The 26323-nt window shown below is 69.9% G+C and carries 20 protein-coding genes; 11 read left to right on the top strand and 9 right to left on the bottom strand.

Annotated elements, in window-relative coordinates; all coding sequences use genetic code 11:
• Nucleotides 1-194 precede the first annotated feature (194 nt).
• Nucleotides 195-515, top strand: a complete 321-nt coding sequence (locus tag JMF97_RS11355) for a WXG100 family type VII secretion target (protein ID WP_013731042.1) — start codon at nucleotides 195-197, stop codon at nucleotides 513-515.
• Between the two features lie 21 nt (nucleotides 516-536).
• A complete protein-coding gene (locus tag JMF97_RS11350) occupies nucleotides 537-830 on the top strand; it encodes a WXG100 family type VII secretion target (RefSeq protein ID WP_013731043.1) in 294 nt (97 codons plus the stop codon).
• Nucleotides 831-999: 169 nt separating this feature from the next.
• Here the strand turns inward: JMF97_RS11350 and mycP are convergent, their stop codons facing one another.
• Complete coding sequence (gene mycP, locus JMF97_RS11345) at nucleotides 1000-2250, bottom strand: type VII secretion-associated serine protease mycosin (RefSeq protein ID WP_203221564.1); 1251 nt, start codon at nucleotides 2248-2250, stop codon at nucleotides 1000-1002.
• A gap of 155 nt (nucleotides 2251-2405) precedes the next feature.
• Between mycP and JMF97_RS11340 the strand changes: the two genes are divergently transcribed.
• Nucleotides 2406-5669 carry an SseB family protein gene (locus JMF97_RS11340; protein WP_203221563.1) on the top strand — a complete coding sequence of 1088 codons (3264 nt, stop codon included), beginning with the start codon at nucleotides 2406-2408 and terminating at the stop codon, nucleotides 5667-5669.
• Nucleotides 5666-6031, top strand: coding sequence for a UCP033725 family protein (locus JMF97_RS11335; RefSeq protein ID WP_203221562.1), 366 nt, complete (start codon nucleotides 5666-5668; stop codon nucleotides 6029-6031). The genes JMF97_RS11340 and JMF97_RS11335 overlap by 4 nt, the downstream gene beginning before the upstream one ends.
• Here JMF97_RS11335 and JMF97_RS11330 read toward each other — a convergent pair whose 3' ends face one another.
• From JMF97_RS11330 to acs, 3 genes are all read right to left on the bottom strand, one after another.
• The gene (locus tag JMF97_RS11330) at nucleotides 6032-6964 is read right to left on the bottom strand and encodes an alpha/beta fold hydrolase (RefSeq protein WP_126712703.1); all 933 of its coding nucleotides are present in this window, start codon (nucleotides 6962-6964) and stop codon (nucleotides 6032-6034) included.
• 137 nt (nucleotides 6965-7101) lie between these two features.
• Nucleotides 7102-9507, bottom strand: coding sequence for an immune inhibitor A domain-containing protein (locus tag JMF97_RS11325; RefSeq protein ID WP_203221958.1), 2406 nt, complete (start codon nucleotides 9505-9507; stop codon nucleotides 7102-7104).
• Between the two features lie 285 nt (nucleotides 9508-9792).
• Nucleotides 9793-11787, bottom strand: coding sequence for an acetate--CoA ligase (gene acs / locus JMF97_RS11320; RefSeq protein WP_203221561.1), 1995 nt, complete (start codon nucleotides 11785-11787; stop codon nucleotides 9793-9795).
• Between the two features lie 377 nt (nucleotides 11788-12164).
• On the opposite strand from acs, the gene JMF97_RS11315 reads away from it, so the two are divergent.
• Entirely contained in the window at nucleotides 12165-12911 is a 747-nt protein-coding gene (locus JMF97_RS11315; RefSeq protein ID WP_203221560.1) for a Fic family protein, read from the top strand.
• A gap of 171 nt (nucleotides 12912-13082) precedes the next feature.
• On the opposite strand, the gene JMF97_RS11310 is transcribed toward JMF97_RS11315, so the two are convergent.
• Nucleotides 13083-13889, bottom strand: coding sequence for an HAD family hydrolase (locus tag JMF97_RS11310; RefSeq protein WP_102657944.1), 807 nt, complete (start codon nucleotides 13887-13889; stop codon nucleotides 13083-13085).
• 172 nt (nucleotides 13890-14061) lie between these two features.
• The gene (locus JMF97_RS31985) at nucleotides 14062-14778 is read right to left on the bottom strand and encodes a tyrosine-type recombinase/integrase (protein ID WP_307816879.1); all 717 of its coding nucleotides are present in this window, start codon (nucleotides 14776-14778) and stop codon (nucleotides 14062-14064) included.
• A 1331-nt stretch (nucleotides 14779-16109) separates the two neighbouring features.
• Between JMF97_RS31985 and JMF97_RS11300 the strand changes: the two genes are divergently transcribed.
• Entirely contained in the window at nucleotides 16110-17336 is a 1227-nt protein-coding gene (locus JMF97_RS11300) for an AAA family ATPase (RefSeq protein WP_203221559.1), read from the top strand.
• On the top strand, nucleotides 17333-17905 hold the full coding sequence (locus JMF97_RS11295; RefSeq protein ID WP_203221558.1) for a DUF4276 family protein: 573 nt from the start codon (nucleotides 17333-17335) through the stop codon (nucleotides 17903-17905). The genes JMF97_RS11300 and JMF97_RS11295 overlap by 4 nt, the downstream gene beginning before the upstream one ends.
• A 518-nt stretch (nucleotides 17906-18423) precedes the next feature.
• Here JMF97_RS11295 and JMF97_RS11290 read toward each other — a convergent pair.
• From JMF97_RS11290 to JMF97_RS31260, 3 genes are all read right to left on the bottom strand, one after another.
• Complete coding sequence (locus JMF97_RS11290; protein ID WP_203221557.1) at nucleotides 18424-19722, bottom strand: hypothetical protein; 1299 nt, start codon at nucleotides 19720-19722, stop codon at nucleotides 18424-18426.
• A gap of 586 nt (nucleotides 19723-20308) precedes the next feature.
• On the bottom strand, nucleotides 20309-20512 hold the full coding sequence (locus tag JMF97_RS11285; RefSeq protein ID WP_203221556.1) for a hypothetical protein: 204 nt from the start codon (nucleotides 20510-20512) through the stop codon (nucleotides 20309-20311).
• Nucleotides 20513-20681: 169 nt separating this feature from the next.
• Complete coding sequence (locus JMF97_RS31260) at nucleotides 20682-21401, bottom strand: VHL beta domain-containing protein (protein WP_238359228.1); 720 nt, start codon at nucleotides 21399-21401, stop codon at nucleotides 20682-20684.
• A 456-nt stretch (nucleotides 21402-21857) separates the two neighbouring features.
• Here JMF97_RS31260 and ssd point away from each other — a divergent pair, with 456 nt between their 5' ends.
• Genes ssd through JMF97_RS11260 form a run of 4 tightly spaced genes read left to right on the top strand, consistent with a single transcriptional unit; the run spans nucleotide 21858 to nucleotide 26315 of the window.
• Entirely contained in the window at nucleotides 21858-22955 is a 1098-nt protein-coding gene (ssd, locus tag JMF97_RS11275) for a septum site-determining protein Ssd (protein ID WP_203221555.1), read from the top strand.
• Nucleotides 22952-24211 carry a TadA family conjugal transfer-associated ATPase gene (locus tag JMF97_RS11270; protein ID WP_203221554.1) on the top strand — a complete coding sequence of 420 codons (1260 nt, stop codon included), beginning with the start codon at nucleotides 22952-22954 and terminating at the stop codon, nucleotides 24209-24211. Before ssd ends, JMF97_RS11270 begins: the two co-directional genes overlap by 4 nt.
• Entirely contained in the window at nucleotides 24208-25539 is a 1332-nt protein-coding gene (locus tag JMF97_RS31255; RefSeq protein ID WP_238359227.1) for a type II secretion system F family protein, read from the top strand. The genes JMF97_RS11270 and JMF97_RS31255 overlap by 4 nt, the downstream gene beginning before the upstream one ends.
• Nucleotides 25539-26315 (top strand): type II secretion system F family protein, encoded by a 777-nt coding sequence (locus JMF97_RS11260; protein WP_203221553.1) that lies wholly within the window; start codon nucleotides 25539-25541, stop codon nucleotides 26313-26315. Before JMF97_RS31255 ends, JMF97_RS11260 begins: the two co-directional genes overlap by 1 nt.
• The last annotated feature ends 8 nt before the right edge of the window (nucleotides 26316-26323 follow it).

The raw sequence follows: 26323 nt of genomic DNA, 5'->3' as shown, positions 1-26323 counted from the left end.
CGCCCATCGTAGTGAGCTGGGTGGATCCGCGTTGTCCACAGGGGAACGGGACGGGGTAGCACAACAGCGACGGTGCCGCTACCGTCAGCGACGAGACTTCAGTGGTCCGATCTCACGGCACACAGCCCCTCCGGTGCCCGTGGGTGTGCGTTTGCCGGGCCAGTCACGAGCCAGCAGACAAAGGAGACGTCGGGGTGTCCCAGACCCAGGCACAGGCCGCGGTGATGCAGCAGACCGCGGCGAAGTTCGAGCAGGCGGACCAGTCGTTGCAGTCGATGCTCAGCGGGCTGCTGACTCAGCTGGAGGTTCTTCAGCAGGCCTGGCGCGGAGCCGGCGGCCGCTCGTTCGAGCAGGTCAAACAGCAGTGGTCGCAGGATCAGGCGGCCCTGCAGCGGGCGCTGCGCGAGACCGCAGGGGCGATCCGCACCGCCGGCGTGCACTACGACGCGTCGGACGCCGAGGCGGCCAGTCGGGTGTCCGCCACCAACCGCGGCGGCATCCAGCTGCCGCTCTAGACCACCTTCAGGGGGAATCCGATGGAGCACGGTGTGCTGGTCGTCAACTTCGCCGCGCTGCAACAGGCCAGCGCGGACATCCAGCGAGCGTTGAACACGCTCGACTCGCAGCTGGGGCAGCTGGAACGCGACGCCGCCCCGCTGGTGGCCAGCTGGTCCGGTGAGGCCCAGCAGGCGTACGAGCAGCGGCAGGCCCGGTGGCGCAACGCCTCGCAGGACCTCCAGGCGATGTTGCGTGACATCAAGCTCGCGGTGGACGAGTCCGCGACCGACTACCTCGACACCGAGAAGAAGAACGTCGGCCTGTTCCGGTGACCGCAATGGCGACGCCGCCCGGAGTTCGGGCGGCGTCGCCTTGTATGTGCCGTTGTCCTTCAGCCGAGCGTTACCCCTCAACCCGGCAGGCGTTGTTGCTCAGCTCGGGCGGGCGCCTTTGCTCAGCTCGGGCGGGCGTTTGTGCTCAGCTCGGGTGGGCGTCTTTTGCTCAGTTCGGGTCGGCGGGACGCCAGCGACGGCGGGCACCTCGGGGCACGACCAGGGCTACCAGCACGATGCCGACCACCACCACTCCACCGACGGTGGCCAGCAGGACCGCCCGCTGCCGTGCGTCCGCCCGCCGGTTCTGCTGGGCGACCAGCGCCGGGTCGGGGCGGTCGTCGGCCAGGGCGATGACCGGGGCGGAGCGGGCCACCGCGCCGCCGGTGGTCTCGGTGATGGCCCGATACGGATTCAACACACCCGCGCCGTACCCGTTGCCGGGTGCCGGGTCGGCGGTGGACTTCAGCCGCCCGGCCACCTCCTCGGCGCTCAACTCGGGGTGGTACTCGCGCAGCAGGGCCGCCGTGGCGGCCACGAACGGCGTGGCATAGCTGGTCCCTTCGGCCCGATGATGGCCCTGCCCGGGAGCGGCCATCAGCACGTCCGACCCGGGAGCCACCAGATCCACATAGGAGCCGACCTGCGAGAAGTCGGCCCGTACGCCGTCCGCGCCGATCGCGCCGACGCCGAGCACCCCCTCGTACGCGGCGGGGTACGGGCGCGGATCACCGTTGCCGTGCAGGTTGCCCACGGCGGCGACCACGACCACGTCCCGCGCGAGCGCGTAGCCGACCGCGTCGCGTACCGCCGTGTGGTCGGCGTACAGGACGACGGAGAGGTTCACCACGTCGGCGTTGTTGTCGACCGCCCAGCGGATGGCGCGGGCGAAGTCGTCCGGGGCGACCGTGCGACCGGTGCCCTGACCGTCCACGACCTGCTGCTCGCTGACCCGTACCGGCAGGATCCGGGCAGCGGGTGCCAGTCCGCGCAGGCCACTGCCGTCGTGGGGTACGGCGGCGATGATGCTCGCCACCCCGGTGCCGTGGCCGACGCAGTCCCGCGTGCCGTCGCCGCCGGGATCGAGCAGGTCAGTGCCGCCGAGTACGCGGCCGGCGAGCTGTGGGTGACGGCGGTCCACCCCCGAGTCGACCACCGCCACGGTCACCCCGGCCCCGGTCGCCAACGGGTGCAGCCGCTCCGGCGCGTACCGCTGCTGTGGCCAGGGAACCGCGGACACCGACCTGGCCAGCGCGGGTGGGGTCGCGCAGTTCGGCGCCATGCCCGCCGCGACGGGTGCCGCGAGCGCCACCGTGACCGCTGTCGGGTCCGTCACCACGGCAGGTGCGGCGGTCACGGAAGCGGCCAGCAGAGCGGCCGCCAGACCCGGGAAGAAGGGACGCGGACCGTACCGGGACATCGACAGCCTCCGTATCGTGTCGACACCGGAACGGGATGTTAGCGCGTCGGGCGAGACCGGACCGGATCCCGGCCAGCCTTGTCATTGTGATCTTGATGTGACCTTGTAGGTTGTAACCGACACCTATGGCCTGGGCCCGGGAGGAGGGGGTGGCCGTGACCGACTGGGAGCCGGCCACCGAGGCGGAAGCCGCACTGCGAGACGCGCTACGCAGCAGTGACCAGCAGCTTTACTTCCGCATCCTGTCCAGCATCGAGCTGCTCCTGCCGATTGCCGCGTCGGCCGTCGCCGGGTCCGCGCCGGTGGGCTGGGGCACCTGGACCACCGGCGGCCGTACCCACGTGCTGGCGTTCACCTCCGTCGAGGCGATGCGGGCGTGTCTGGGCGAGCACGGCGGGGCCGCCCGACGCACCGGCTACGCCGAGTTGGCCACCGGCTGGCCCAACCACGAGTGGTGGCTGGCCGTGAATCCCGGGCTGCCGATCGAGGGCTACCTGCCCGCCTGGTACGTCGCCCAACTGTCCCGTGGTGACGTCCGGCTGCCCGGCCGTACCGTCGGTGCCCGAGCCAGGCTGGAGCGGGTCGAGGCGCTGAGCCGCCTCCGCGAATCCGACCCGGGCGCGGCGACTCCGCCCGCGGCCGTCGCACCGCCACCCCCGGCCCCACCCCGCCCACCGATGCCCTCCCGGGGCGTCCCCACACCGTTCCAACTCCCGGAGGTTCCCGTCGCCGCACCGGGCACGGGACCCGGGGCAACCGGCCAACCGGCCGGCGGCCAGGCGGCGGGCTATCCGGGCAGCGGCCACGTCGGGCCGCCCGGCGCAGAACAATGGCCCGGGTACGCCGGCAACCGGCCACGCTCGCTGGGCACCGAGCGCTCGGGTCTCGGCGATGGCGCGCGTACGGATTTCGCCGCCGGCGCGCGGCCGGATGGCACCCTGCCGCCACGCCAGCCCATGCCGGCGCGCGGGGAGGCGCCCAGCCGGCCGGTCGTCGCGGAGCCGCCCGCAGCTTCGACCAACGGTCAGCCCGCAGACGCCGGCACCGACCAGACGACCCGGCGGTCCTTCTTCGAGCCGGCGTCCAGCCGAGCGGCGTCCCGAAGCGAGCGGGCCACCCCGCCCTCCCGATTCGCCCGCAGCGGGCAGCCGTTTCCTCGCCGGGGCGCGGCCCCCGAGCCGGCGACCGACGGCAACACCCGAGCCTTCGACTTCAGCCAGGACGCCCAGGCGGGCGGCGTGCCCCGGCCCGAGGCGAACGGGGAGGCGACGCAGCCCCTGCGGCCGTCCGCCGGCCTGTCGCAGGATCCGACCCAGCGTCTGCGGTTCACCCCGCCGGCCGACCTGACCGGCTCGCCACAGGGCGCTTCGACCGCCGCGGACGCCACCCAGGCACTGCCGCGCCGGCAGTCGACGGAACTTGACGAGGGGACGTCCCCGTCGGCGGCGGAACCGGTTTCCAGTCCGCCGGCACCGCGGCGCGGGTTCACGCCGATCGTCATCGAGGGCACCATCATCGAGGCCCGCGACCTGACGACGCCGGAGCCCGACGTCGACCGAGACGCTTCGCCCTACGCCTCAGCAGCCGGAACCACGGCGACCGGTACGCCTGCGGCTCCTCCCGCCGACACCGAGCGGACAGCACCGATCTTCCCGCCGCGAGCCGAGCCGACGACGACGCTGTTCCCTGCGCAGTCGGAGCGGACCGTGTCGCTGTCTCCGGGTCAGGCAGAGCCAACGACGGTGTTCCCGGCGCAGGCCGAGTCAACGACGCTGTTCCCGGCTCAGGCCGAGCAGACGGTGTCGTTGTCCCCGGGCCAGGCGGAGCCGACGACGCTGTTCCCGGCGCAGGCGGAGCAGACGGTGTCGCTGTCGCCGGAGCAGGCGGAGCCGACGACGGTGTTCCCGGCTCAGGCCGAGCAGACGGCGGCTCTGTCCCCAGAGCAGGCCGAGTCGACGACGCTGTCCCCGGCGCAGGCGGAGCAGACGGTGTCGCTGTCGCCGGAGCAGGCGGAGCCGACGACGGTGTTCCCAGCGCAGGCCGAGCCGACGACGACGCTGTTCCCGGCGCAGGCCGATCAGACGGTGTCGCTGTCTCCGGATCAGGCGGGGCCGACGACGCTGTTCCCCGCACAGGCCGAGCCGACGACCACGCTGTTCCCGGCGCAGGCGGAGCAGACAGCGGCGGTTCCGACGGTGGCGGATGAGGTGACCGCCCCGGTTCCCGCGCCCGCGCCGGAGTCGGCGATCCACTCCGAGACGGTGCAGCCGTCGGCGACCGGGTCCTCGCTGTTCGACCCGTCACCGTCGCGCCCGGCCGCCGCCGATTCGAGCGCCGCCGACCCGGGCTTCGAGGACGCTGCGGCGACGACGCAGCGGATGGCCACCCCCGATGCGGCCGTGTCGTCGTCACCTGTCGATCCCGCCCCGGAGCCGACCGCACCGACGGCGGCCGGGTTCGAGCCCGCCAACGAGGTGGAGGAGAACCTGCTCGCCGCTGCGGGGGCCGCGAACACCGACACGTTCCTGTCGACGCTGCTGCTGGCGTGGGTCCTCATGCCGGTCGCCGCCGACTCCGCCCCCGGCAGCCGCCCCGGCGATCCGGGGTACGTCTGGCCGACGGTGGACCTGGACGATCAGACGTTCGTGGTGGTCTACACCTCGGCGCAGCGACTCGCCGACCACGCCGATCCGACAGCCAAGACGATCAAGGTCCGCTTCGTCCAGCTGATCCGCTCCTGGCCCGACCTGTCGTGGTCGTTCGCGGTCAACCCCGGCACCCCGGTCGGCGCGAAGCTGCCCGGCGAGCAGATCGTCGGGCTGGCCAACTGGGCAGCGGAGCTGGGGCTCGGCGACGAGAACGAGCCGGAACCGAGCGTCGACAAACCCGCGTCGACCAGCAGCCCACAGAAGACGACGTCCGCGGCCGACCCGACCCGCCCGATCGTGATGCAGAAGGCGATCGCACCCAGTCAACTGGGCTACTATCTGGAACGCGGCTACGACCGGGTCTCCGGCTTCGTGCACCGGGCCACCGAACTGGCCCACCTCACCACGCCGGCACAGCTCTACCGCGCGCTCGGACTCAACCATCCGGAGTCGCCGTTCGCGCCGGACGCCGAGGAGATCTACGTGTTGCGGTGGCCGGCGCACCGGCCGAGCCTCTACCGCATTCCCTACGGTGGGCAGAACGAAGCCGCGATGCGGGCGATGGAAGGCTGGGTCATCGAACGCGCCCCGTTCCGGGGCAACGGCTTCGCGCCGGGGGAGAGCAGTGAGGTGCTTGCCGAGTTCAAGGTGGACAGCGTCCGGCTGCCACACGGCGCACAACTGCTCCGTCTCGGTGCGGACGGCACCGAGCGGCTGGTCGCCGTCTTCGACGCCGACACGCTCGGCTGGCGTGAGGTCGGTGAGCAGTGACCCGCGACGGTTACGTGGCCCGCTGGCGCGGCCGGGAGTACCAGGCCAGCCCGGACGGCGGCGACGTGCGGCTCTACCAGGCGGAGCCGGGCGACGGCTTCGTCGAGGTGCGGCCCGGCCGGCATGTCCGGGTGGTGCCGGTCGCCGAGGTCGAGGAACTGGCGTACGTGCGTACCACGTGCACCTGGAAGGGGCAGCCGTTCATCGTGCTCGGTGAGCACGATGGTTGGCTGCGGGTCGAGTACACGGGTGGGCGCTGGCCGGTGGCTCAGGCGATGCGGCTGGAGGCCTTCGACTTCGGCGTCTATCAGGGATGGGCGCCCGTCGGAGAGGTCACCGACCTGCGTGAGCAGCGGGTCTGATCACGACTTCGCCCAGCGCAGGATCTCGCCCAGCACCAGCTCGGTGGCCTCCAGGTGCGGGAAGTGGCCGACCTGGTCCAGCAGTCGCCACTCGTACGGTCCGCTGACGTAACGGCCCGAACCCTGGGCGGTACGCGGCAACGAGGCCACATCCAGCGCGCCGTGCAGGTGCAGGGTCGGTGCGACAAGCGGTCGTTGCATCAGCTTGACGAACCGGTAGCCGTGCAGCCGCAGCACCGACCGGAACGCCCAGCGATAGCCCTCCAGCGCGCAGAACGCCGCCTGCGGGATCCGCATTGCCTGCCGGTAGCGCCGCGCGTAGTCGGCGAAGTCCGGGCCGGCGACCCAGCGGGGCCCACCCCAGCGGCGCAGGATCTCCTCCACCGCCCGGCCCTCGTCGCGGGTGAGGACATGTTCGTAGCGGGGCAGCTGGAACTTCAGCGTGGGGGTGGAGGCGGCGAACTGCCCCCGAGGGTCGGCGAAGATGGCCGCCCGTAGCCGCAGCGGGTGTGGCGCACCGAGCACCACCAGCCGGCGTACCAGCGTGGGGTGGAACGACGCCACGGTCCAGGCGACCATGCCGCCGGCGCCGGTGCCGACCACTGTCGCCGAGCGTTCACCCAGCGCCCGGATCATCCCGGCGACGTCGGCGGCGAGAGTGTATCCGTCGTACCCCCGGGGTGGTTTGTCGCTGGCGCCGTAGCCGCGCAGGTCGACGGCGACCGCGCGGAAACCGGCGTCGGCGATCTCGGGGAGCATCCGGTGCCAGGCCCACCAGTGCTCGGGGAAGCCGTGCAGGAAGAGCACCATCGGCCCGGTGCCCGCCTCGACGACGTGGAACCGGCTGCCGTTCGCGCCGACGAACCGGTGCGTCCACGGCCCTTCGGTGAGGACGCAGGATTCGTCGACGGCATCGCCGCGCTGCTCGGTCATGACGACAGCCTATGACCCCGCCGCCGGTGGCCCGGTCCGGCGGCGTCGGCGATGTGAGGTGGGCCGAGGAACGCCGGGACAGGGCGATGCCCCGGGCAGGTCACCTGCCCGGGGCATCGTGGTGTCGCGTCGGTGGTTCAGGAGAAGCGGACCTTGGTGTTGAGGCCCTTCTGCTCCAGCACCTGGATCTTGGTGCCGGTGGCCGGGAGCTTCACACCGTGGTTCGGCAACTCGGGGAACCAATACTGCTTGGTGTCGTCGAACAGCGGCTGCGCCGCCTGACCGCGGATGTACTGCGGCTGGCTGTTGAGGTGCAGCGTGAACGAGTCCGCCTTCTTCAGGCTGAACGGCGCGTCGTAGACCTGGATCCGGGCCCGCCACGGCTGGCCGGTCAGGTTGTAGATCGGCCGGGGTCGGGAGTCGATGATCAGGTTCCGGCCCTCACCCGGGTGCGCGAACGTGTCGTTGTCCGCCCACCGGGTGTTCCAGTACGAGATCAGCAGACCCTCCTGGTACGCGTAGTGGTCCACGTAGTCCGGCTTGGTGTTGGTGTACCCGAAGAAGTACGGGCCGGTCTTGAGGTACTTGTCGTACGAGATGTACTGCCGCGTGCCCGCGATGTAGTAGTTCGCGAACTTGCGGGTGTAGCTCTCCTCGACCACCTCGAAACCGCCGGCCAGCGTCCAACCGGCCCCACCGTCCTCGGCGCCGTCGGTGAAGACGGTCGTGCCGTCGGCGGTCAGCGTGACCGCGTCGCCGAAGAAGCCGCCCTCGGAGACCGCACCGTCGGTCTGGTACCGCAGCCGGAAGCCGACCTGGTTGCCGACGACCCCGTCCAGCGGGATCGTGACGTCCACCCACTCGTCGTCGGAGCTGCCGTCCAGCGCGAAGCGGCCGGGGGAGATCTCCTTGAGCGGCTGGCCGTCGGCGGTGCCGGGCTGCGGCGTCCAGGTCTGACCACCGTCGATCGAGGTCTCGAAGAACAGGTAGTCGTACTCCGCCTCGATGCTGTAGCGGCCCTTCATGGACAACGTCGCCGACGACTTCCCGGTCAGGTCGAACGTCCGGGTCATGGTGCTGTTCAGGTCGTCCGCGTTGCCGGAGAAGAACTGCTTGCTGCCCTCGAACGGCGCGCCGTTGTCGAAGGTGTACTCCCGCTCGGGCAGCACCACCACGGCGGCCTGGGCCTCCTTGGTGTTGTACTCCTGCGGGCCGAGCACCAGGGTGCGCTTCTGGCCGGCGACGATCACCTCGTAGTCGAGCCAGCCGAGCTGGAGCTTGTTCCAGGCGCCCAGGTCACCGCCGCGCTCACCGATGCCACCGTCGTTCTTGGCACCGAGGCGGCTCTGCGCCATCAACGTCCAGTGCTCGTTGTTGTTGTCGCCGCCGCTGATGACGTTGTAGTCGTCCGGCAGGCCCAGGTCGTGGGCGTACTCGTGGTAGAAGACGCTGCGACCGCCGTTCTCCGGCTGGATCGTGTAGTCGCCGATCCAGATGCCGGTGTCGCCGATCTGGGTGCCGCCGGCCGGGAAGTTCGGCGGGCCGGTACGTCCCTGGTCAGAGGCGTACGCGTACCAGCGGTGGCTCCAGATGGCGTCCTCGCCGTAGATCGGGTCACCGTCGGCCATGTCGCCACCGGCGTGCACGATCTGGAAGTGGTCGATGTAGCCGTCGGGCTCGTTGAAGTCGCCGTCACCGTCGTGGTCGTAACGGTCCCACTGGTCCATGGCCCGGACGTCGGCGGCGATCTGCGCGTCGGTGCGACCGGCGGCCTTCTGGTCGGCCACCCACTGGTTGGCGGCGTCCCGCACCAGGGCCCAGACGTTGGAGCAGACGATCGAGTCGCACGGGTAGCCGTTGGAGCGGCCGTACCGGGCCTGGTTGTAGTTGACCTTGACCCAGTTGCTGACCACGCCGTCGACGCTGTATCGACCCGAGGACTGCGCCTCGTAGTACTGCTTCACAGACTCGTCGCCCGGGGCGGTGCCGAAGTAGAGCTTCCGGTAGTGGTCGGCGTCGTAGTCCGGCTGCCAGACGGTCGAGTTGTCGACCCGCCGGTCCGGCTGCGGGATCTCGTTGTGCATCGGCCCGTCGAACCGGATCGGACCCGGAACGTCGGGGTCGGTGTCCTGATCGGGGTAGTTCGGGTGCCGCTCGTTACCGAACTCGGCCAGGATGACGAAGATCTGGTCGGTCTTCTCCCGGGAGAGCTCGACGTACTGCTTCTCGGTCGGGCCCTTGCCGCCCTTGGGGGTCTTGGCGTTACGGCCGGCCTTGCCACCACGGACGGCCCGGTCGCCGACCTTGGCCACCGTGCTGCCGTTGATCCGCTCCGTTTTGACCCGGCCCGAGAGCACCTCGCTCAGGCCTTCCTGACGCAGTGCGCGACGCTTCTCTTCCAGCGGGTTCGGCAGGTCGTGTTCGGCGTGGGCGGGCTCGGCGATCGACGGCGCGGCCGTCGGCGGCTCCGCGATCGGCGCGGCGGCGGCCGAAGCTCCGACCGTCAGCCCTGTCGCCGTCATCGAAAGCCCGAGCAGACCCACTGCGACTTTCCGCACGTGGTACCTCCGGATTGAGGGAACCGGCCCATCGGGGGTTGCAAGCCGGTGAGATCGGCCCCGACGGATATGGGGCCACTGGTGAACTTAGGCACTAGTGGGGCCCCTGGGAAGGGGTAGCCATCGATTTTATGGCAGTGAATTGCCTACAGGTCTTTTCACTGTCACAACCCGTGCCGGCGGCCACCTGCCATCCCCGCAGGTCCGGAGACACATCGACGGGTGGCGGTCCGCGTCGGACCACCACCCGTCGAGAGGTACGCCTGCCTGTCAGTCCTCGTCCGACTTGCCGCCACCCATGCCGGAGGCGATCAACTCCATCACCGAGGAGTCCTGCAACGTGGTCACGTCACCGAGCGACCGGTTCTCCGCCACGTCCCGCAGCAGCCGACGCATGATCTTGCCCGACCGGGTCTTCGGCAACTCCGGCACCAGCATGATCTGCCGGGGCTTGGCGATCGGCCCCAGCGTCTTCGCCACGTGGTTACGCAGGTCGGCGATGAGCTGCTCACCCGCCTCACCGGAGATGTCGGTGCTACCGCGCGGGATGGCGAACGCGACGATCGCCTGACCGGTGGTCGGATCGGTGGCACCCACCACCGCCGCCTCGGCCACCGACGGGTGCGAGACCAGCGCCGACTCGACCTCGGTGGTGGAGATGTTGTGCCCCGACACGAGCATCACGTCGTCCACCCGGCCGAGCAGCCAGACGTGCCCGTCGTCGTCCTTCTTCGCCCCGTCACCGGCGAAGTAGATCCACTCGTCGCCACCGGTGCCGCTCGCGCCCGCACCGAACCGCGACCAGTACGTCTCGATGAACCGGTTGTCGTCACCCCAGATGGTGCGCAGCATCGACGGCCACGGCTCCCGCAGCACCAGGTAGCCGCCACCACCGTTGGGCACCGACTGGCCCTGGTCGTCGACCACGTCGGCGCTGATGCCCGGCAGCGGGGTCATCGCCGAACCCGGCTTGGCGGCGGTCACCCCCGGCAGCGGCGAGATCATGATGCTGCCCGTCTCGGTCTGCCACCAGGTGTCCACGATCGGCAGCTCGCCCCGCCCGACGTGCTGCCTGTACCACATCCACGCCTCGGGGTTGATCGGCTCACCGACGCTGCCGAGCAGCCGGAGCGTGGAGAGGCTGTACTCGGCGGGGATGTCGTCGCCCCACTTCATCATGGTGCGGATCAGCGTCGGCGCGGTGTAGAGGATGGTCACCCCGTACCGGTCGACGATCTCCCAGAACCGGCCCTTGTGCGGGGTGTCCGGGGTGCCCTCGTACATCACCTGGGTCGCGCCGTTGGAGAGCGGACCGTACACGATGTAGGAGTGGCCGGTCACCCAGCCGATGTCCGCGGTGCACCAGTAGACGTCGGTCTCCGGCTTCAGATCGAAAACCGCGTGCGAGGTGTACGACGTCTGGGTCAGGTAGCCACCGGTGGTGTGCAGGATGCCCTTCGGGCGGGCCGTCGTGCCGCTGGTGTAGAGGATGAACAGCGGGTGCTCGGCGTCGAACGCCTCGGCGGTGTGCTCGGTCGACGCCTGCTCCACCGTCTCGTGCCACCAGTGGTCCCGCTGCGACCAGTCGACCGACTCGCCGGTCCGGCGGACCACCAGCACGTGCTCCACCGACGGGCAGTTCGCCACCGCCTCGTCGACGGTCGGCTTGAGCGCGGACGGCTTGCCCCGCCGGTAGCCGCCGTCGGCGGTGATGACGACCTTGGCGGAGGCGTCCTGGATCCGGTTGGTCAGCGACTCGGCGGAGAACCCGCCGAACACCACGCTGTGCGTGGCACCGATCCGGGCGCAGGCGAGCATCGCGACCGCCGCCTCCGGGACCATCGGCATGTAGATCGCCACCCGGTCACCGGCGACCACCCCGAGGTCGGTGAGCGCGTTCGCCGCCTGGCAGGTCATCCGGTGCAGGTCGGCGTAGGTGATGGTGCGGGTGTCGCCCGGCTCGCCCTCCCAGTGGATGGCCACCTTGTCGCCCCGACCGGCCTCGACATGCCGGTCGAGACAGTTGTACGCCACGTTCAGTTGCCCGCCGACGAACCACTTGGCGAACGGCGGATTCGACCAGTCCAGCACCTGGTCCCACGGCCGCGCCCAGGCCAGCCGCCCCGCCTGGCGCTCCCAGAAGGCCAGCCGGTCGGCCTCGGCCTCGGCGTACGCCTCAGCGGTGACGTTGGCGTCGGCGGCGAGTTCCGCCGGCGGCGGGAACTGGCGCGTCTCGTTCAGCAGATTGGCCAACGCCTCACTCATGCCAGCACTCCGCTTCGCTCCGTGCTGTCATGAGGCACCGGGACGCTGCATTGATGATCCACTCGCTGCCGCTCGCTCATGCGGTGCTCCTCGTCGTCGGGGTGACCTGCGCCTCTCCGGGGCAGGTTAGCCGGGGCTGCCGACCATGGCGACGGAACCCACCCGCCTGCGTCGCCCAATGGACCCTCCCGCGCGCCGAGGTGCACAACGCTCTCGATGAACGCCGCCGGCCGTCCCGGCGGCGGGTGCCGGAGACAGGCGTCCGGCGTCGTCGGGGCGCGGCGAGCGGTCGGTTCCGGCGCGGTGAGCGGGTGGTGCCCGTCGCGTTGCCGGTGACTGGGGCACGGGCCGACCAGCGGGCTCGATAGCGTGACGAGGTGACGACCGACCCGCTCGCACCGCTGCTCGCGCTCGCCGACGTCGCCGACGCCGTCGAGCAGGCCCGGATCCGCTTCGACACCGCGCTCGGTCACCGGGCGCTGCGCCGGCACGGCGGTCAGGTCGCCGCCGAAGTGAGCCTGCGATCCGCGGTCGCCAGCGCCGCCCTGGAGGGCCGGGTCCACGAACGCGAGGCGGTCCGGGCCGGAACGGTGACCGACCCGGTGCTGCAAGGTGCGCTGCGTGTCGCCGGGGCACTTCCCGGGCTCAGCGACCGCTGGCCCAGAGCACCCCGGCAGGTACTGGCGAAACTGCACGTGCTCGCCAGCCGGGACGTGGTCGGCGCGGCCGAACTGGGCCGCCCGGTCGAGGACCCGGTGGTCTCCGCCCGGCTGGACGCCCTGGTCGGGCTCGTCGCCGGTGGCACGAAGGTCCCACCACTGGTGCTGGCCGCCGTCGTACACGGAGAACTGCTCAACCTGCGTCCGTTCGCCGGCCCGTCCGGCGTGGTGGCCCGCGGCGCCGCCCGTCTGGTGCTGCTCTCCACCGGATTCGACCCGCGTGGCCTGCTCGCGATCGACGTCGGCCACCGCGAGCGCGAACCGGAGTACGTCGGCGCGGCCGGTGCCTTCGCCACCGGTACCCCCGACGGGCTACGGTCCTGGCTGCGGCACTACATGGCCGCAGTCGAGGTGGGCGCCGACCAGTTGACCGAGATCGGCGACGAGGTCCTGGCCGCGAGCTGAACCCGGTAGTGGGGCCGGCGCGGCGGGCCGGACTGCTGGCGCCGGCGGCCTGGGCCGGTCTGTTGGCGCGGGCGGACTGGTGGCGTGGGCGGTCTGGTGGCGTGGGCCGGAGTGCTGGCGTGGGCCGGTCTGGTGGCGTGGGCCGGGCGACGGGTCAGGCCGGGCGACGGGTCAGGCCGGGGTGGTCGAGGCGCGGGTGCGCCGGTGGCGGCCGTACCAGGCGATACCGATCGCCACCCCGACACCCACCCCGATCGCGGCCGCGGCCACCGGCACCGCCGGCCGCTCCCGCAGCCGGCGACCCAGCGGAATCGGGTGCCGGAACTCCAGCACCGGCCAGGCGTTCTCGACGGCCAGCCTGCGCAACTGCCGATCCGGATTGACCACGGTCGGGTGGCCCACACACTCCAACAACGGCCGATCACTGTACGAGTCGGAGTAGGCGTACGAGTCGTCCAGGTCGTACCCGCGCTCGGCGGCGAGTTCGCGCACCGCCTCCACCTTGCTGGGCCCGGCCGCATAGAACTCGACCTCGCCGCTGTACCGCCCGTCCACCACCGCCATCCGGGTGGCGATCACGTCGGTGACGCCGAGCAGCACCCCGATCGGGCGCACCATCTCCTCACCGGAGGCGGAGACCAGCACGACGTCCCGACCGGCTGCCTGGTGCTCCTCGATCAGGGCGGCAGCCTCGGCGTACACATAAGGGTTGATCAGCTCGTGCAGCGTCTCGGCGACGATCTGACGGACCTGCTCCACCTGCCAGCCCTTACAGAGCGTGGCAAGGTAGTCGCGGGTACGGGCCATGGTCTGCTCGTCGGTGCCGCCCAGCCGGAACATCAGCTGCGCGTACGCCGACTTGACGACATCACGCCGAGTGATCAGGCCATCCCGGTAGAACGGCCGACCGAACGCCAAGGCGCTCGACTTGGCAATGACGGTCTTGTCGAGATCGAAGAAAGCGGCACTTCGGCCCACGGCGCGAAAGTCTAGCCCGATGGTCTATGGTCGGCGGGTGCCCGGGGGCCGAATGCCCCTCGGACCTGCGGGGCAGCCCCCACCATGCTTGCAGACAGTGATCGCGGTCACACTCTGCGAACAGGATTTCGCAGGGAGTGGAGGCTACACCACTCGACGTACACAGGTTCACTCAGGCAGACTTGTCCACAAGGCGAGTATTCATATCGCGTACGACCGGCAGACTCTCGGCGGTTGCACCCCCCCCCGTGACCGCTGAGCAGGTTCGGCTCGACCCCCCCGGAGCCGAACCTCCGACGACCCCCGTCTCCCCCCGACGGGGGTCGTCCCTTTCCCCTTCCATCGCAGGCCCAGGTGAGAGCGTGTCCCCCGAGTCGGTCAGGTCGGGCGACGGGTGGAAAGTCAGCGAATCGTCAGCGAATGTCAGCCGGACCCGGTCGGCGTAGTCCTCGGGCGTGTGCGTGTACCGGTCCAGCGTCGTGGACGCCTTCTCGTGCCCCACCACCCGCCGCACCACGTTGACCGGCACCCCGTCCGTCACCAGCCACATGATGTACGAGTGCCGCAGATCGTGGAACCGCAGCCCGCCGACCGCCGACGCCGCAACATGAGCCACGGCCGCCACCTCCGTCGTGAACTCCGCCCGCCGCTCCCGGCCGTTGCGTTCCGGCCACGAGGCGACCCACCGGCCCGGCGCCACCTCGACCACCCGACCGAGCAGCCCGCCCCGCACCAGCGACGGCAGCCACACCCGCCGCCGGAAGTTCGACCGCCGTTGCGGCCCGCCGTCCCGGTCGGCGAAGACCAACGCCCGCCCGTCCGGCACCGCCGCGCCACGCCGCCGACGCAGCTCGTCGACGAGGAACGGCGGCATCGGCACCGTCCGCACGCCAGCCCGACTCTTCGGTACGCCCGCAGCGCGATCCCGCTGTGCGTCTCCACCGCCACCTGGGCGACGTGCAGCAGCCCTCGGTCGAGGTCGACCGCCTCCCACGGCAGGCCGGCGCACTCACCCCAGCGCAACCCCGCCCCGGCGGCGGCACACACGATCGCTCGATGCTCAGCCGGGACAGCGGGCAACAGCCGGCGGAAGAACGCCTCCCGACTGATCATGGTCGGACGAACCTCGACCCCCCGGTTGCGAGGCACCCGCACCCCTTCGCACGGGTTCACCGCGATGACCCGCGCCCGGATCGCCGTCCGCATGATCATCGAGAGCATCCCGAGGTGCTTCGCCGTGGTCGACGGCGCCAACGTCCGGCCGAGGATGGTCACCCACTCCTGTACTGCCAGGTGATCGATGCGCGCCAAAGGCCAGTCCGCCCACTGCGGCAGCAGATGCGCCCGCAGCATCGATTCCGTCCGCTCCGCCGTGCGCGCCTCCACCGACCGCCCGGCCGCCGGTACGATCGCCGCCATGCGCGACGCCGACACGCCGCCGCAGGAACCCGCCGACCGTCCCAGACCCCGTACTGGGCTTACACCTCGCAACCAAGCCGCCCTGATCCGTGCCGCCGCCGCAGAAGTGCACGAGCGTGTACAGGAGTGGCGGGACACGCCAGGCTGGCAAGACACACCGACGAATGCTCAGCGGCATCAGGCAACCGTGGCCGCCGTCGCTGCGCTGGACGCACTGCCCGACCCGGTCGTTGCCGAGGAACTTACCGAACTCGTTGATGCCATCCGGCCCCTACTTGTTGAATGGCGGCCGAGCCGACCAGGTTCCGAACAGCACGTCTTTGCAGCGGTTGAGCGGCTTCGACGAACTTGCAGATAGCGCCGAGTTCGGAATCCTTGCACCTCTTCCAGACAGCTACGAGCGGGCCACATACGCCACCGCCTGCGCACGCCTGCCGCTGTCGCTAGCGGGCCGTAAGCGCCTATATGCACGTCGGCTGCCCGGAGAGCATCCCTCCGCTTCGGCACGAGGCTGACCGGGACCTCGGCCAGCGGTTCGCGGTCCCGGGTGGTGGCGTTAGCTATCCAGGCAGACCAAGCAGACCACAGTCCGCCCCCGCAGCGCCCGAATGTGCGTCAAGGTCTGCTTGACGTGGGGGCCACTCAGCCCGCTGCCAGCGGGCGGGTCGACGGCAGGCAGGACGGCGGCACAGGCACACTAGGCTGAGGCACTAATAGCATGGCAGCAGCCCCACGGGTTGCAGCATCCCCGCATCGTAAGGCTCGGGATTGAGGGACAAAGTGACGAGCGAACCTTTCGTAATGCCAGAATCGATGGGTAAGTTCTCCATCACGCGTTTGAAGTTGCGTCACTATCGAAGTGTCGCAGGATGCGATATAAATGTGGGTCCGCTGACGCTTCTGGTCGGTCCGAACGGTGCCGGAAAGAGCAATATTTTGGACTCGCTCCGCCTTGTTGCTCAGTCGCTCAATGAGAATCTCGATAACGCACTTCGTGAGCGAGGTGGGATCAGTGAGGTTCGACGTCGCTCGCGAGGCCATCCAACACACTTCGGCATTTCAATCGAATTCACCTCTGCCGGCCTGCACGGGACGTTCGCCTTCCAGGTGGGCGCCGTCAGTGGAGGGGATTTCCGTGTTTCGCGCGAAGAATGCCGAGTGTGGTGGCCTGAGTCAGATCAGTTGATAAACATCGGCAGCGCGCAGGCGCAGATCTATGGTGAGAAGTTTTACGAAGTGCGCGAAGGTAAAGTCGTGTCATCGAGTGAGCCGTTGCTACCCAAGGTCTCTGAGGATCGGCTTTACCTGGTGGCGGTCTCTGGCATCGAGGCATTCCGGTTTGTGTACGAAGGTCTTTCAAGTGTCAATGTGTACAATCTGAATCCCGACGCGATGCGCCATCTACAGAAGCCTGAGGCTGGCGATTTGTTGCGGCGCGACGGGTCGAACATTGCCAGCGTGATCGAGCGGCTGCGACGCGATTACCCTGACGCCAAAGCAAAAGTCGAGGAGTACCTGAGTCGGGTTGTAGAGGGTGTCGTAGGCGTTGAACGTAGAGGACTTGGTTCTTGGGAGACCATCGAGTTTCGGCAGCGTGTTGCTGGAGATGTAGCTCCATGGACCTTCCAAGCTAGTTCCATGAGCGACGGCACTTTGAGAGCTCTTGGAGTCCTCGCAGCCCTGCTTGGTGGAGCACCTGGTCGGCCAAGCCCTGTCGGAGTCGAGGAGCCGGAAGCAGCCTTACACCCGGCTGCTGCTGGTCTCCTTCTAGATGCCCTAAGGGACGCAAGTGAGTCGCGCCAAGTTCTCGTGACGACGCATAGCCCGGATCTGCTGGATTCCTCGACCATCACGCCAGAGGAGATTCTGGCAGTAAGGTCCGTTGAGGGAAACACTGTTGTTGGACCGGTTGACGCGGCTGGACAAAAAGCTTTGCGAGAGAGCCTATTCACACCGGGTGAGCTGCTTAGGGTTGACCAACTGGCTCCCGAGAAGGGTGGATCGACGCAGTTGGAGTTGTTTAAATGAGCGAGCCTCCTACGATTGCGTCGGTAGTTGAAGGCTATGGCGAAGTGGCTGCCTTGCCTCTTCTCGTTCGGCGAGTTGCGCTAGAGGTTTTCGATTGCGCCTCGCTGGAGCTAAGCAAGCCTCATCGAGTCCCCCGTAACCAGATGATTGGTCCGACGATGTATCGTGCCGTCGAGATGCAGAGGGCACGAATCATGGATAAGGGCGGTGTTCTCGTTGTAGCTGATGCAGACGACGATGACCCATCAGAGCTAGCAACAAAAATTGAGGTCGCGGCGAATAGAGAAGGAATTTCGGTGGCTATTGCCGTCCGCGAGTACGAGGCATGGTTCCTAGCCTCAATCGAGTCCCTGCGAACTCACCGATCCGTGCATGATGACGCACGCTTCGAGGGTGATCCGGAGCTGCCGAGGGATGCGAAGTCGCGCCTTGAGGCGCAGATGGTTGAGAAGTACAGAGAAACGATTCACCAACCAGCCTTTTCCGCGATTATGAACATCGATCAAGCCCGAAAGTGTGCCTCGTTTGAAAGACTCGTGGCGCAAGTTGGTCGGCTGCTCGATTATTAGCGCCAGCGCATTCCATGAGTTCGTTTGCTTGGCAGGCCCAAATTTACGCTTACCCCTACGAAAAAGGGGGCCGATGGGGTTAACCACGCCGCTGTGATGCCAGCAGCGGCAAGGGGTATTTCGGACGAAGCGCATTTCCGTAGTCCTATGTAGAATCGCATGTCTAGTCCCACCACTGCCGAAACGCTCTCTCCTGGATCAAGGCGGCCCGCAAGCGGGCCGCGCCGGCCCGGCCCCGGCCTGCTGGCGACCTCCGGCCGGCATCGGTCGGGCCGGCCGGCCACGCTTGGGAGTCACAGGATCGGAAGACCTCGGGGCTCCGCCCCGAACCCCGGCCCTCCTCAGAGATCAGCCGGGAGCGGATCACCTCGCCGGGCACCACAAGGGCTACGAGCCTCCCCAGACGGGGCCAAGATCGTTCGTCCGGTAGGGCGCTCCACCTTGTCCTCGTCCGGGGAGGCTGGACGGTCTACGACTGCCCGACGAGGAGATCCGCTGCAGCGAGCTTCCGGCCCAAATCACACGTAGCTCAGGACGCCTGTCGACTTGTGAAGTAGCGAGAAGGCTTCTTCTCGAGTCATCGCACCCCCGCGCACCGCCTCCCGAATACGGAAGAGATCCGCGGTATCGATCACCAAACCACCAGCACGTGCGAAGTCCTCGACATCACCAGGGTTGGAGGACAGGGGCCGAGGACGACGAGCCGGGTTAGCACCTGCCTGCTGGTTCACTATGTACCACTGGGCATCCGGCACATGGCTTTCCGCCGCCGCATAGCGCACCGCTGCCCGACCCAGCTGCAGTAAATCGCTCGTCTTCGCAGTACGTCGCCCGCCATAACCCTTGACCTCAGCCAGGGCGACCCAACCTGCTGCGGTGACTCGCAGATCTTCGAGCTTCTCGGAGGCCCTTGAAGGAAGACGGTCTGAGTCGATGACCTCGAATCCGATCTCCTCTAGCGCTGCCTTGACCTCCGCAACCAGCTCGTCGCCTTGGGCGGTCAGCAGCCGGCGCTCTCCACCGTCTGCTGCTGCGCGAGCGGCCTCTCGCGCAGCAGCGAGTAGAGCTCGCCGGTCGGCCAGATCCCTCAGAACCTCGGCCTCGTCGCGGATGTGGTCCTCTAGCTTTTGTTGTGCGGCAACCTCTGCCGCCGTTCGCCACGGGTCCTCGTCTGCCCAATCCGGGCCGGACGGGAATCGGGCCGGATCTTCCCGACGCCACTGAGCAAAGGCGGCAGCAACCCACTCGGTCATGTCCGGTACGCCTTGCGGTAGCCACCACCACGGCATGCCGTCAGGTCGAGTCCAGATCCCGGCGCAGGGAAAGCCACCCTGCTCACGTACAAAAGCTGTGATGCCTTCGTCATCCTCGCGCCAGCCGGCCCCCCTGCCACGCGATACTTGCCTCACTAGCAAGGCGCGGGGTACTCGCTCGTGGAGGAACGAAGCTAGCGATCGGCGAACAAGCTCAGCCGCTTCGACTGGTACCCCAGAGTCTGGTCCCACCAGGCGTCCGGCAAGGCCCGATCTCGGATTGACGGTGTAGAAAGCGAAATCCTCGGCCTGCTCGTTGCCATGCACTCCTGCCCCGCCGAACTGCAGCACCCGCAGGTGACTGGCCACACTCGGGCCTTGGCCGCGTACAACTAGGGCGTCGTAGTCAATTTGCCGAACCTGATGGACGACGGCGCGCTCCGTCGTCAGGTATGTGACTTTGCCGGCCTCACGTTTGACGGCTTCGCCCAACTCATCCGATTCGTCGAAACCAAGGGCAAGTACCCAAGGTTTCGGGTCGTCGTCACCGAACACCTCAGACATTCGCGCCTCCGGACGCAACAGGCCGTCCACCGCGTGCCCGTGCGTGCCCGATCGGAGAGATCACTAGGGGCAACGGCGGTCAACAACAGCAAGAGGCAACACAGGCCCCCGACTTGCGTTTTCGCAGGTCAGGGGCCTACTGCTCCCTGGTGGCGGGTAGAGGATTCGAACCTCTGTAGCTTTCGCGACGGATTTACAGCTCGACCCTATCCGCCTGAGCACCGTACAACAGTGTCGCCGCGCTCGCGGACTGCCCTGCGGGCGGCCTCCGGCCGTCCTCGGGCGCCCGCAGCGCGTCATCCAAGAGTCAGCAGATCGTCAGCGAACGCCGTACCGCGTGGCGACACTCGATCATGCTCGACGGCATGACCACAGCGTTTGACCACGCGGCACAGCGTTCGATCACATTCCTTGCTACGTCAGGCGACTTTCCCCCCGACGGGGGTCGTCCCTTTGGTAGGTAAGCGCTGCCACACAGGTCCCGCACCGTCCCCGACAGGTCCTGGTCGCCGGTGCCCTCGTCCTAGCCCACCGCTCCCGCTCGGGCCGGCATCGGTCGGCGCGGCGGCCAGGGGGCAGCGGGCGGTCAGGCGTCATCGGTGTCGTCGTCACCGTCTTCGTCGCGTAGCAGGCGATCGAAGTCCTCCGGTCTCATCCGCTTGATCTCGGCTTCGAGCTTGCGGCTGTAGCGACGGTCGTTGGGGTCGCTGCCGTTGCCGGCCGCCACACGTCCGTACGCCTTCATGAACGACCCGATTTCACGTCGAATTCGATCCTGACGACGCCCCATGGTGCGACGGTAGGAGGCTGCCGTCGTCTTCTCACAGCGATTTACGCGTCGACGAGGTGGCTCGTCGCCGCTGGTGCCGTCGCGATCGCGACGATCGTGAAGGAACGGTCGGCTGTCCCCGTGGTCGTCCTGGCATGCCGCGCTTTCCCGAGTGGGAAGGCCTTCCTGGTCAGCGGATCACGGCGCGGGCGGGGGTGGCGGTGGGCTCGAAGCAGACAAGTGACCTGCCTCGGCGGTCGGTCACCACCCACGGATGCCCGACGTAGGTGTGCTGCTGGTACGACGCGGACGGCGCGAGTACCGCGTACTGCCGTCTGTGGCCCTGGTGGTCCAGCCAGTACACGATCACCGACCGTGACCTGTGGTTGACGAACTCGATGCTGGTTTCCCGGCCACCGCTCACCGAGCGCAGATCCCGCTCCCGCCAGGGTGGCAACGGTGTCAGTTCTTGCGGTTCGGTGGGTCGGGGGCTCGGGGTCGGTCGTACCGTCCGGCTTGGTGACGCACTGGGTTTGGCGCTGGGCGCGGCGGGGCTGGCGGTGCGGGTGGCGGCCGGGCTGGTCCTGGTTGCCGCCGCCGACGGTGATCGGGTGGGTGACGACACCTGGCTGGGTGCGATCGGGCGGGTGGAGGAGACGCCGCCCACGGACGACGATGCCTGCGGGGCGGAGGGTGTCTGGGTGCCGGGGGGTGGCCACGGCAGGTCGGGAGCATGAGGCCAGCCGAATCGGCCGGGCGGAGTCGGTGGTTCGGCGACCGGTGGCGCCGGGGTGGTCGGCCAGAGCGCGGTCAGCAGGAGGCCGAGCACGGCGGTACCCACACCGGCCAGGATGAGCCGGTGGGAGCGGCGGTCGGTGGGGTGCGGTGCCGGTTCGATCGGTACGACCATCGGCTCGGATGGGGATGCCGCCGGCTGGTGGTCGGAGAGGCCCGGGGGCGTCGACAGCGCCGGCCTGGCCGGTGTCGCCGAGATGGCGAGGCGTGTCGGCGGCATGGTGTCCGAGTCGGGATCGGGCAGCCACGGACCGATCCGAAGACGTGGCTGCCTGCGTGCGTGGTCGTGATCTTGCGGCTGAGTCATGACCCCGATCCGGCGAGGATTGCCGTCTCGCCGACGGCACAGGAACGTCGATTATGCGGTGGTGAGCATCACTTTGGCCATGGGGGTATGACCGAAGTGGACGGTGGGTGAGCATCCGCGTACGCATAGCAGATCAACGAGCGTTGCGGGCGTTGTCCACACAAGCGTTGGTTGTCCACAGGGCAGGCGTTCGGGGCGGTGTTCGTCGCGCCACGGGAGGCAATGTTCGGCCCAGCGAACCCGCGCCGACCGTTGGAGGCCGCGATGCCGTCCCGTACCTCCGTTCCGCCGCACCGGCGACCGCCGCTGGTGGTCACCGCCGACGGTGACCTGCTCGATGATCTGCTCCGGCTCGCTGCCGCGGGTGACGTCGAGGTGGAGGTCGCCGCCGATCCGGCTGCTGCCCGTACCCGATGGCAGCCGGCTCCGCTGGTGCTGGTCGGTGCCGACCAGGCCCAGCCCTGCCTGCGGGCTCGGCTGCCCCGACGCTCCCGGCTGGTGCTCGTCGGCCGGGCCGCCGACCTTGATCCCGGCTGGCAGGTCGCCGACCTGCTCGGCGCGGAACATGTGGCCGTGCTGCCGGCGGCCGAGCCGTGGCTGGTCGACCGGTTCGCCGAATGCGGTGCCGACGGCACAGCTGCGGCCCGGGTCGTCGCCGTGGTGGGTGGGCGCGGCGGAGGCGGAGCAAGCATCCTGGCGGCCGGGCTCGCGGTCACGGCCGCCCGAGGGCGGCTGCGGACCCTGCTGCTCGATGCCGATCCACTCGGCGGAGGCCTCGATCTGGTGCTCGGCTGGGAGCAGCTGGAAGGGCTGCGGTGGCCGGCGCTGTCGGATGCAGACGGGCGGGTCGATCCACCGGCACTGGTGCGGGCGCTGCCGAGCCGAGGTGACCTGGTGGTCCTCTCCTGGGACCGGGGTGACCCGGTGGCCGTGCCGGCCGAGGCGATGGCGTCCACCCTGGATGCTGCCCGGCGTGGCCGGGACTTCGTGGTCGTCGACCTGCCCCGACAGTTCGACGACGCGGCCGTCACGGCCTTGCAGGCGGCCGACCGGGTGTTCGTGGTGGTGCCGGCCGAGCTTCGGGCGACGGCCGCCGCGGCGCGGGTGGTGGCGGTGGCCGCGCCGAACTGTCAGGACCTGTCGGTCATCGTCCGTGGGCCGGCTCCCGGGCGACTTCGCGCAGCGGAGGTGGCTCGGGCACTCGGTCTGCCACTGGCCGGGACGCTCCGTCCGGAGCCGGGACTGTGCCGCGGGCTTGAGCGGGGCGAGGCCCCGGCGGCCGGTGGACGCGGCCCGCTCGCGGAACTCTGCCAGCGGATCGTCGCCGACCTGACCGGCCGAACGGTTGCGGGTGCGGCATGACCGGGCAACCGCTGGCGGCCCGGGTCCGGCAGCGAATCGCCGCCGCCGCGACGCCGGTCACCCCGGCCACGATCGTCTCGGCGGTACGCGCCGAGGCCGACACTGCCGTCCTCGGCGACACCGCGCTGCTGCGGATGGCCGACCAGGTACGCGACGACCTGGTGGGCGCGGGCCCGCTCGCCCCGCTGCTGGCCGACCCGGAGGTCACCGACGTGCTGGTCAACGGCGTCCGGGTGTGGGTCGACCGAGGACAGGGGCTGCACCAGGTGCCGGTGCCGGTGGGCACCGTGGACGACGTCCGTCGGCTCGCCCAGCGCCTCACCGCCGGTGCCGGTCGCCGCCTCGACGACGGCTCACCCTGCGCCGACGCGCGGCTGGCCGACGGCACCCGGCTGCACGCCGTACTGCCGCCGGTGGCCACCGACGGGCCCTACCTGTCGCTGCGAACCTTCCGGCAACGGCCGTTCAACCTGGATGAACTGGTCGCTCAGGGAGCGGTCCCGCGTCCGGCTGCCGCGGTGCTCGCCGCCGTGGTCGCGGCCCGGCTCGCCTACCTGGTGATCGGTGGGACCGGGTCCGGTAAGACGACCCTGCTGAACACGCTGCTCGGCCTGGTACCGAGCACCGAGCGGATCGTGCTGGTCGAGGACGCCGCGGAGCTGCGGCCGCTGCACCCGCACGTGGTGGGGTTGCAGGCCCGTACCGCGAACGTCGAGGGGCAGGGCACGATCGGCCTCAGTGAGCTGGTCCGGCAGGCGTTGCGGATGCGGCCGGACCGCCTGGTGGTCGGTGAGTGTCGCGGTGCCGAGGTGGTTGATCTCCTCGCGGCACTCAACACGGGCCACGACGGTGGTGCCGGGACGCTGCACGCCAACGCTCCGTCGGACGTACCGGCCCGGTTGGAGGCGCTCGGATTGCTCGGCGGGTTACCCCGTCCGGCGTTACACGCCCAGCTGGCGGCGGCCCTGCAGGTGGTGGTCCAGATCCGGCGTACGGCGCAGGGACGGGCCCTGGAGTCGATCTGCCTGCTGCTGCCCGAGGGGCCTGAGCGGCTGGTCAGGGCGGTACCGGCCTGGGTTCGAGGTCGCGGTGTCGGCCCGGCGGGACCGGCGTTGGCTGCCCTGATTCGCAGCCGGGACGTGCCGGTGCCGCCGATCCTGAACGAGCCCTGGCCCGGATCGACGGGGCCGGACGAGCACCTCGCGCCGGGCGCGGTGACGCCGGGGGACGACACGCAGCCTGGAGCGTCGAGATGAGCGGCCTGTCCTGGTGGGTGCTGGCGTTGTTGGGCCTGGTCGCGGTCGTGGTGCTACCGGTCCGCAGGCTGGTGCTCCGAACGGTTCGCTCGCGCCGGGTGGACGGCGACGAGGCGCTCGTCGACTGGATCGTCGCCCTGCGCAAGGCCGACGACGCGCCGATCGCGCAGCCATCCGGGGCGCGACCCGCCGGTCGCGATTGCGCGGCACGCGAGCGGGTCGCTGCCCGCGCGTCGACCGCCGGACCATCGGCTTCGACCCGGCCGCCGCAATGGCGTGGAAGCCGGCGTCCGCCGACCTCAAGCCGTACGCCCTTCGTGTCGAACGGCTCCGGCCTCGGATCTGCTGGCCCGATGGCCGATGAGCCCGAGCGTGGGGTTCGGCCCGGGTCGAGCCCGCCGACCTGGCCGGTGTCGAATCCGCTGGCTCGGCCGGTGTCGGGCACGCTGGCTCGGCCGGTGTCGGGCACGCTGGCTCGGCCGGTGTCGGGCACGCCGACCGGGCCGGGGTCGAGCCCGCCGAGCGGGCCGGCGCCGATGCGGGCGGACAACACCGCAGCCTCCCGCCGACCGAAGTGGCCGCCGCGCTATCTGCTCCTTCTTCTGCTGCTCGGCTCCGGGGTCGCCGGGCTGCTCGCCGGGCCGGTGGCGGCGGTCGCCTGCGGCGGGTACGGGGCGCTGGGCGTACGGGCGTGGCACCGACGTGGCGCGGCGGTGCTCCGGATTCGGGCACGGCGGGAGCGACTGGACCAGCTGTGCGCCCTCGCGGCGGACCTGAGGGCCGGGCTGCCGGTGCCGGTTGCGGCGGAGGCGTTGGGGCTCGTCCGCTCGGTGTCGACCGTCCGTCGGGAGTTGGCGGCACCGGCGACCGGGCCGACAGCAAGGGCACAGCGGCGGGACGAGCCAGCCTTGCCCGACCCGGTGGTGCCTGCAAGCAGCACCTCGCCGGGTGATCCCTCGGAGTCGGCTGGCCGCCTCGCTGCGCCGGACCGTCCCGGGCAGTTGGCCCAGGCGGCGGTGCGGCTCGCGGATCGTACGGGGGCACCGTTGGCCGACCTGATCGAGCGGATCGAAGCCGACGCCCGCTCGGCCGACCGGGCAGTTGCCGCCGCTGCGGCGCAAGCGGCCGGAGCCCGCGCGACGGCCTGGCTGTTGGCTGCCCTGCCGCTGGGCGGCATCGCCCTGGGCTACGGCATCGGGACGGACCCGCTTCAGGTTTTGCTGCACACCCCGATCGGGGGCGCGTGCGCGGTCGCCGCCATCGCCTTGCAGGTGGTCGGGCTGCTCTGGGCGGATCGCCTCGGCACGGTTCCGGACGGAGGAAGCTGATGTCGGGCACCGTCCTGGCAGTGGGTTGTCTGGCCTGCGCCGCGTTGCTCGCCGCGATGGCTGTCAGCCGAGGCCGCCCCCGGCGACGACTAAGCCGGTTGACCGGTCACGCCCCCGCCACCGTCGACCGGGCACCCGGCGGCGACTCGGCTGGTACGCCCACCGGCACACCTACCAGCCGTCGACTGGACCGGATCCGCCTGGCCGCCGCCTTGGCCGGGGTGGCCGTGGCGGTACTGGTCGAGGGGTGGCCGGGCGTGGTGGCGGCGCTGGTCACCGCGGTGCTGCTGGATCGGCAGCTGCGGCGGATCGAGCCTCCCGCCGTCCGGAACCGGCGGCTGCGGGCCGCCGCGGATCTGCCGCTGGCCGCCGATCTGATGGCGGCGGCCCTGCGGGCCGGCGCACCGGTGGAACGTTCGGTGATCGCGGTGGCCGACGCGCTCGGGGGCCCGTTGGCCGACCAACTCCGGCGGGTCGGCCGGACGCTGCAACTCGGCGGGTTGCCGCAGGAGTCCTGGGCGCATCTGGCCGAGGTGCCGGGCGGGCAGCGGATCGCCACCGCCGCCGTTCGCTCGGCAAGCAGTGGGGCCGCCCTGGCCGGGGCCCTGGTGCGGCTCGCCGATGACCTGCGCGCCGACCGGGTCACCACGATCGAGGCGGCCGCGCGCCGCTCGGGTGTGCTGATCGTGCTGCCCCTGGGCCTGTGCTTCCTGCCCGCCTTCATTCTCGCCGGCCTGGTGCCGGTGATCGTCGCCGTGCTCGGCGACGTGTTGTGAATCCATCG

Origin of the sequence: Micromonospora fiedleri (genome assembly GCF_016774385.1) — a bacterium.
GTDB classification, from domain to species: domain Bacteria; phylum Actinomycetota; class Actinomycetes; order Mycobacteriales; family Micromonosporaceae; genus Micromonospora; species Micromonospora gifhornensis.
Note: the sequence above shows the minus strand (reverse complement) of the source record. Positions and strands in the feature narration are given on the sequence as shown.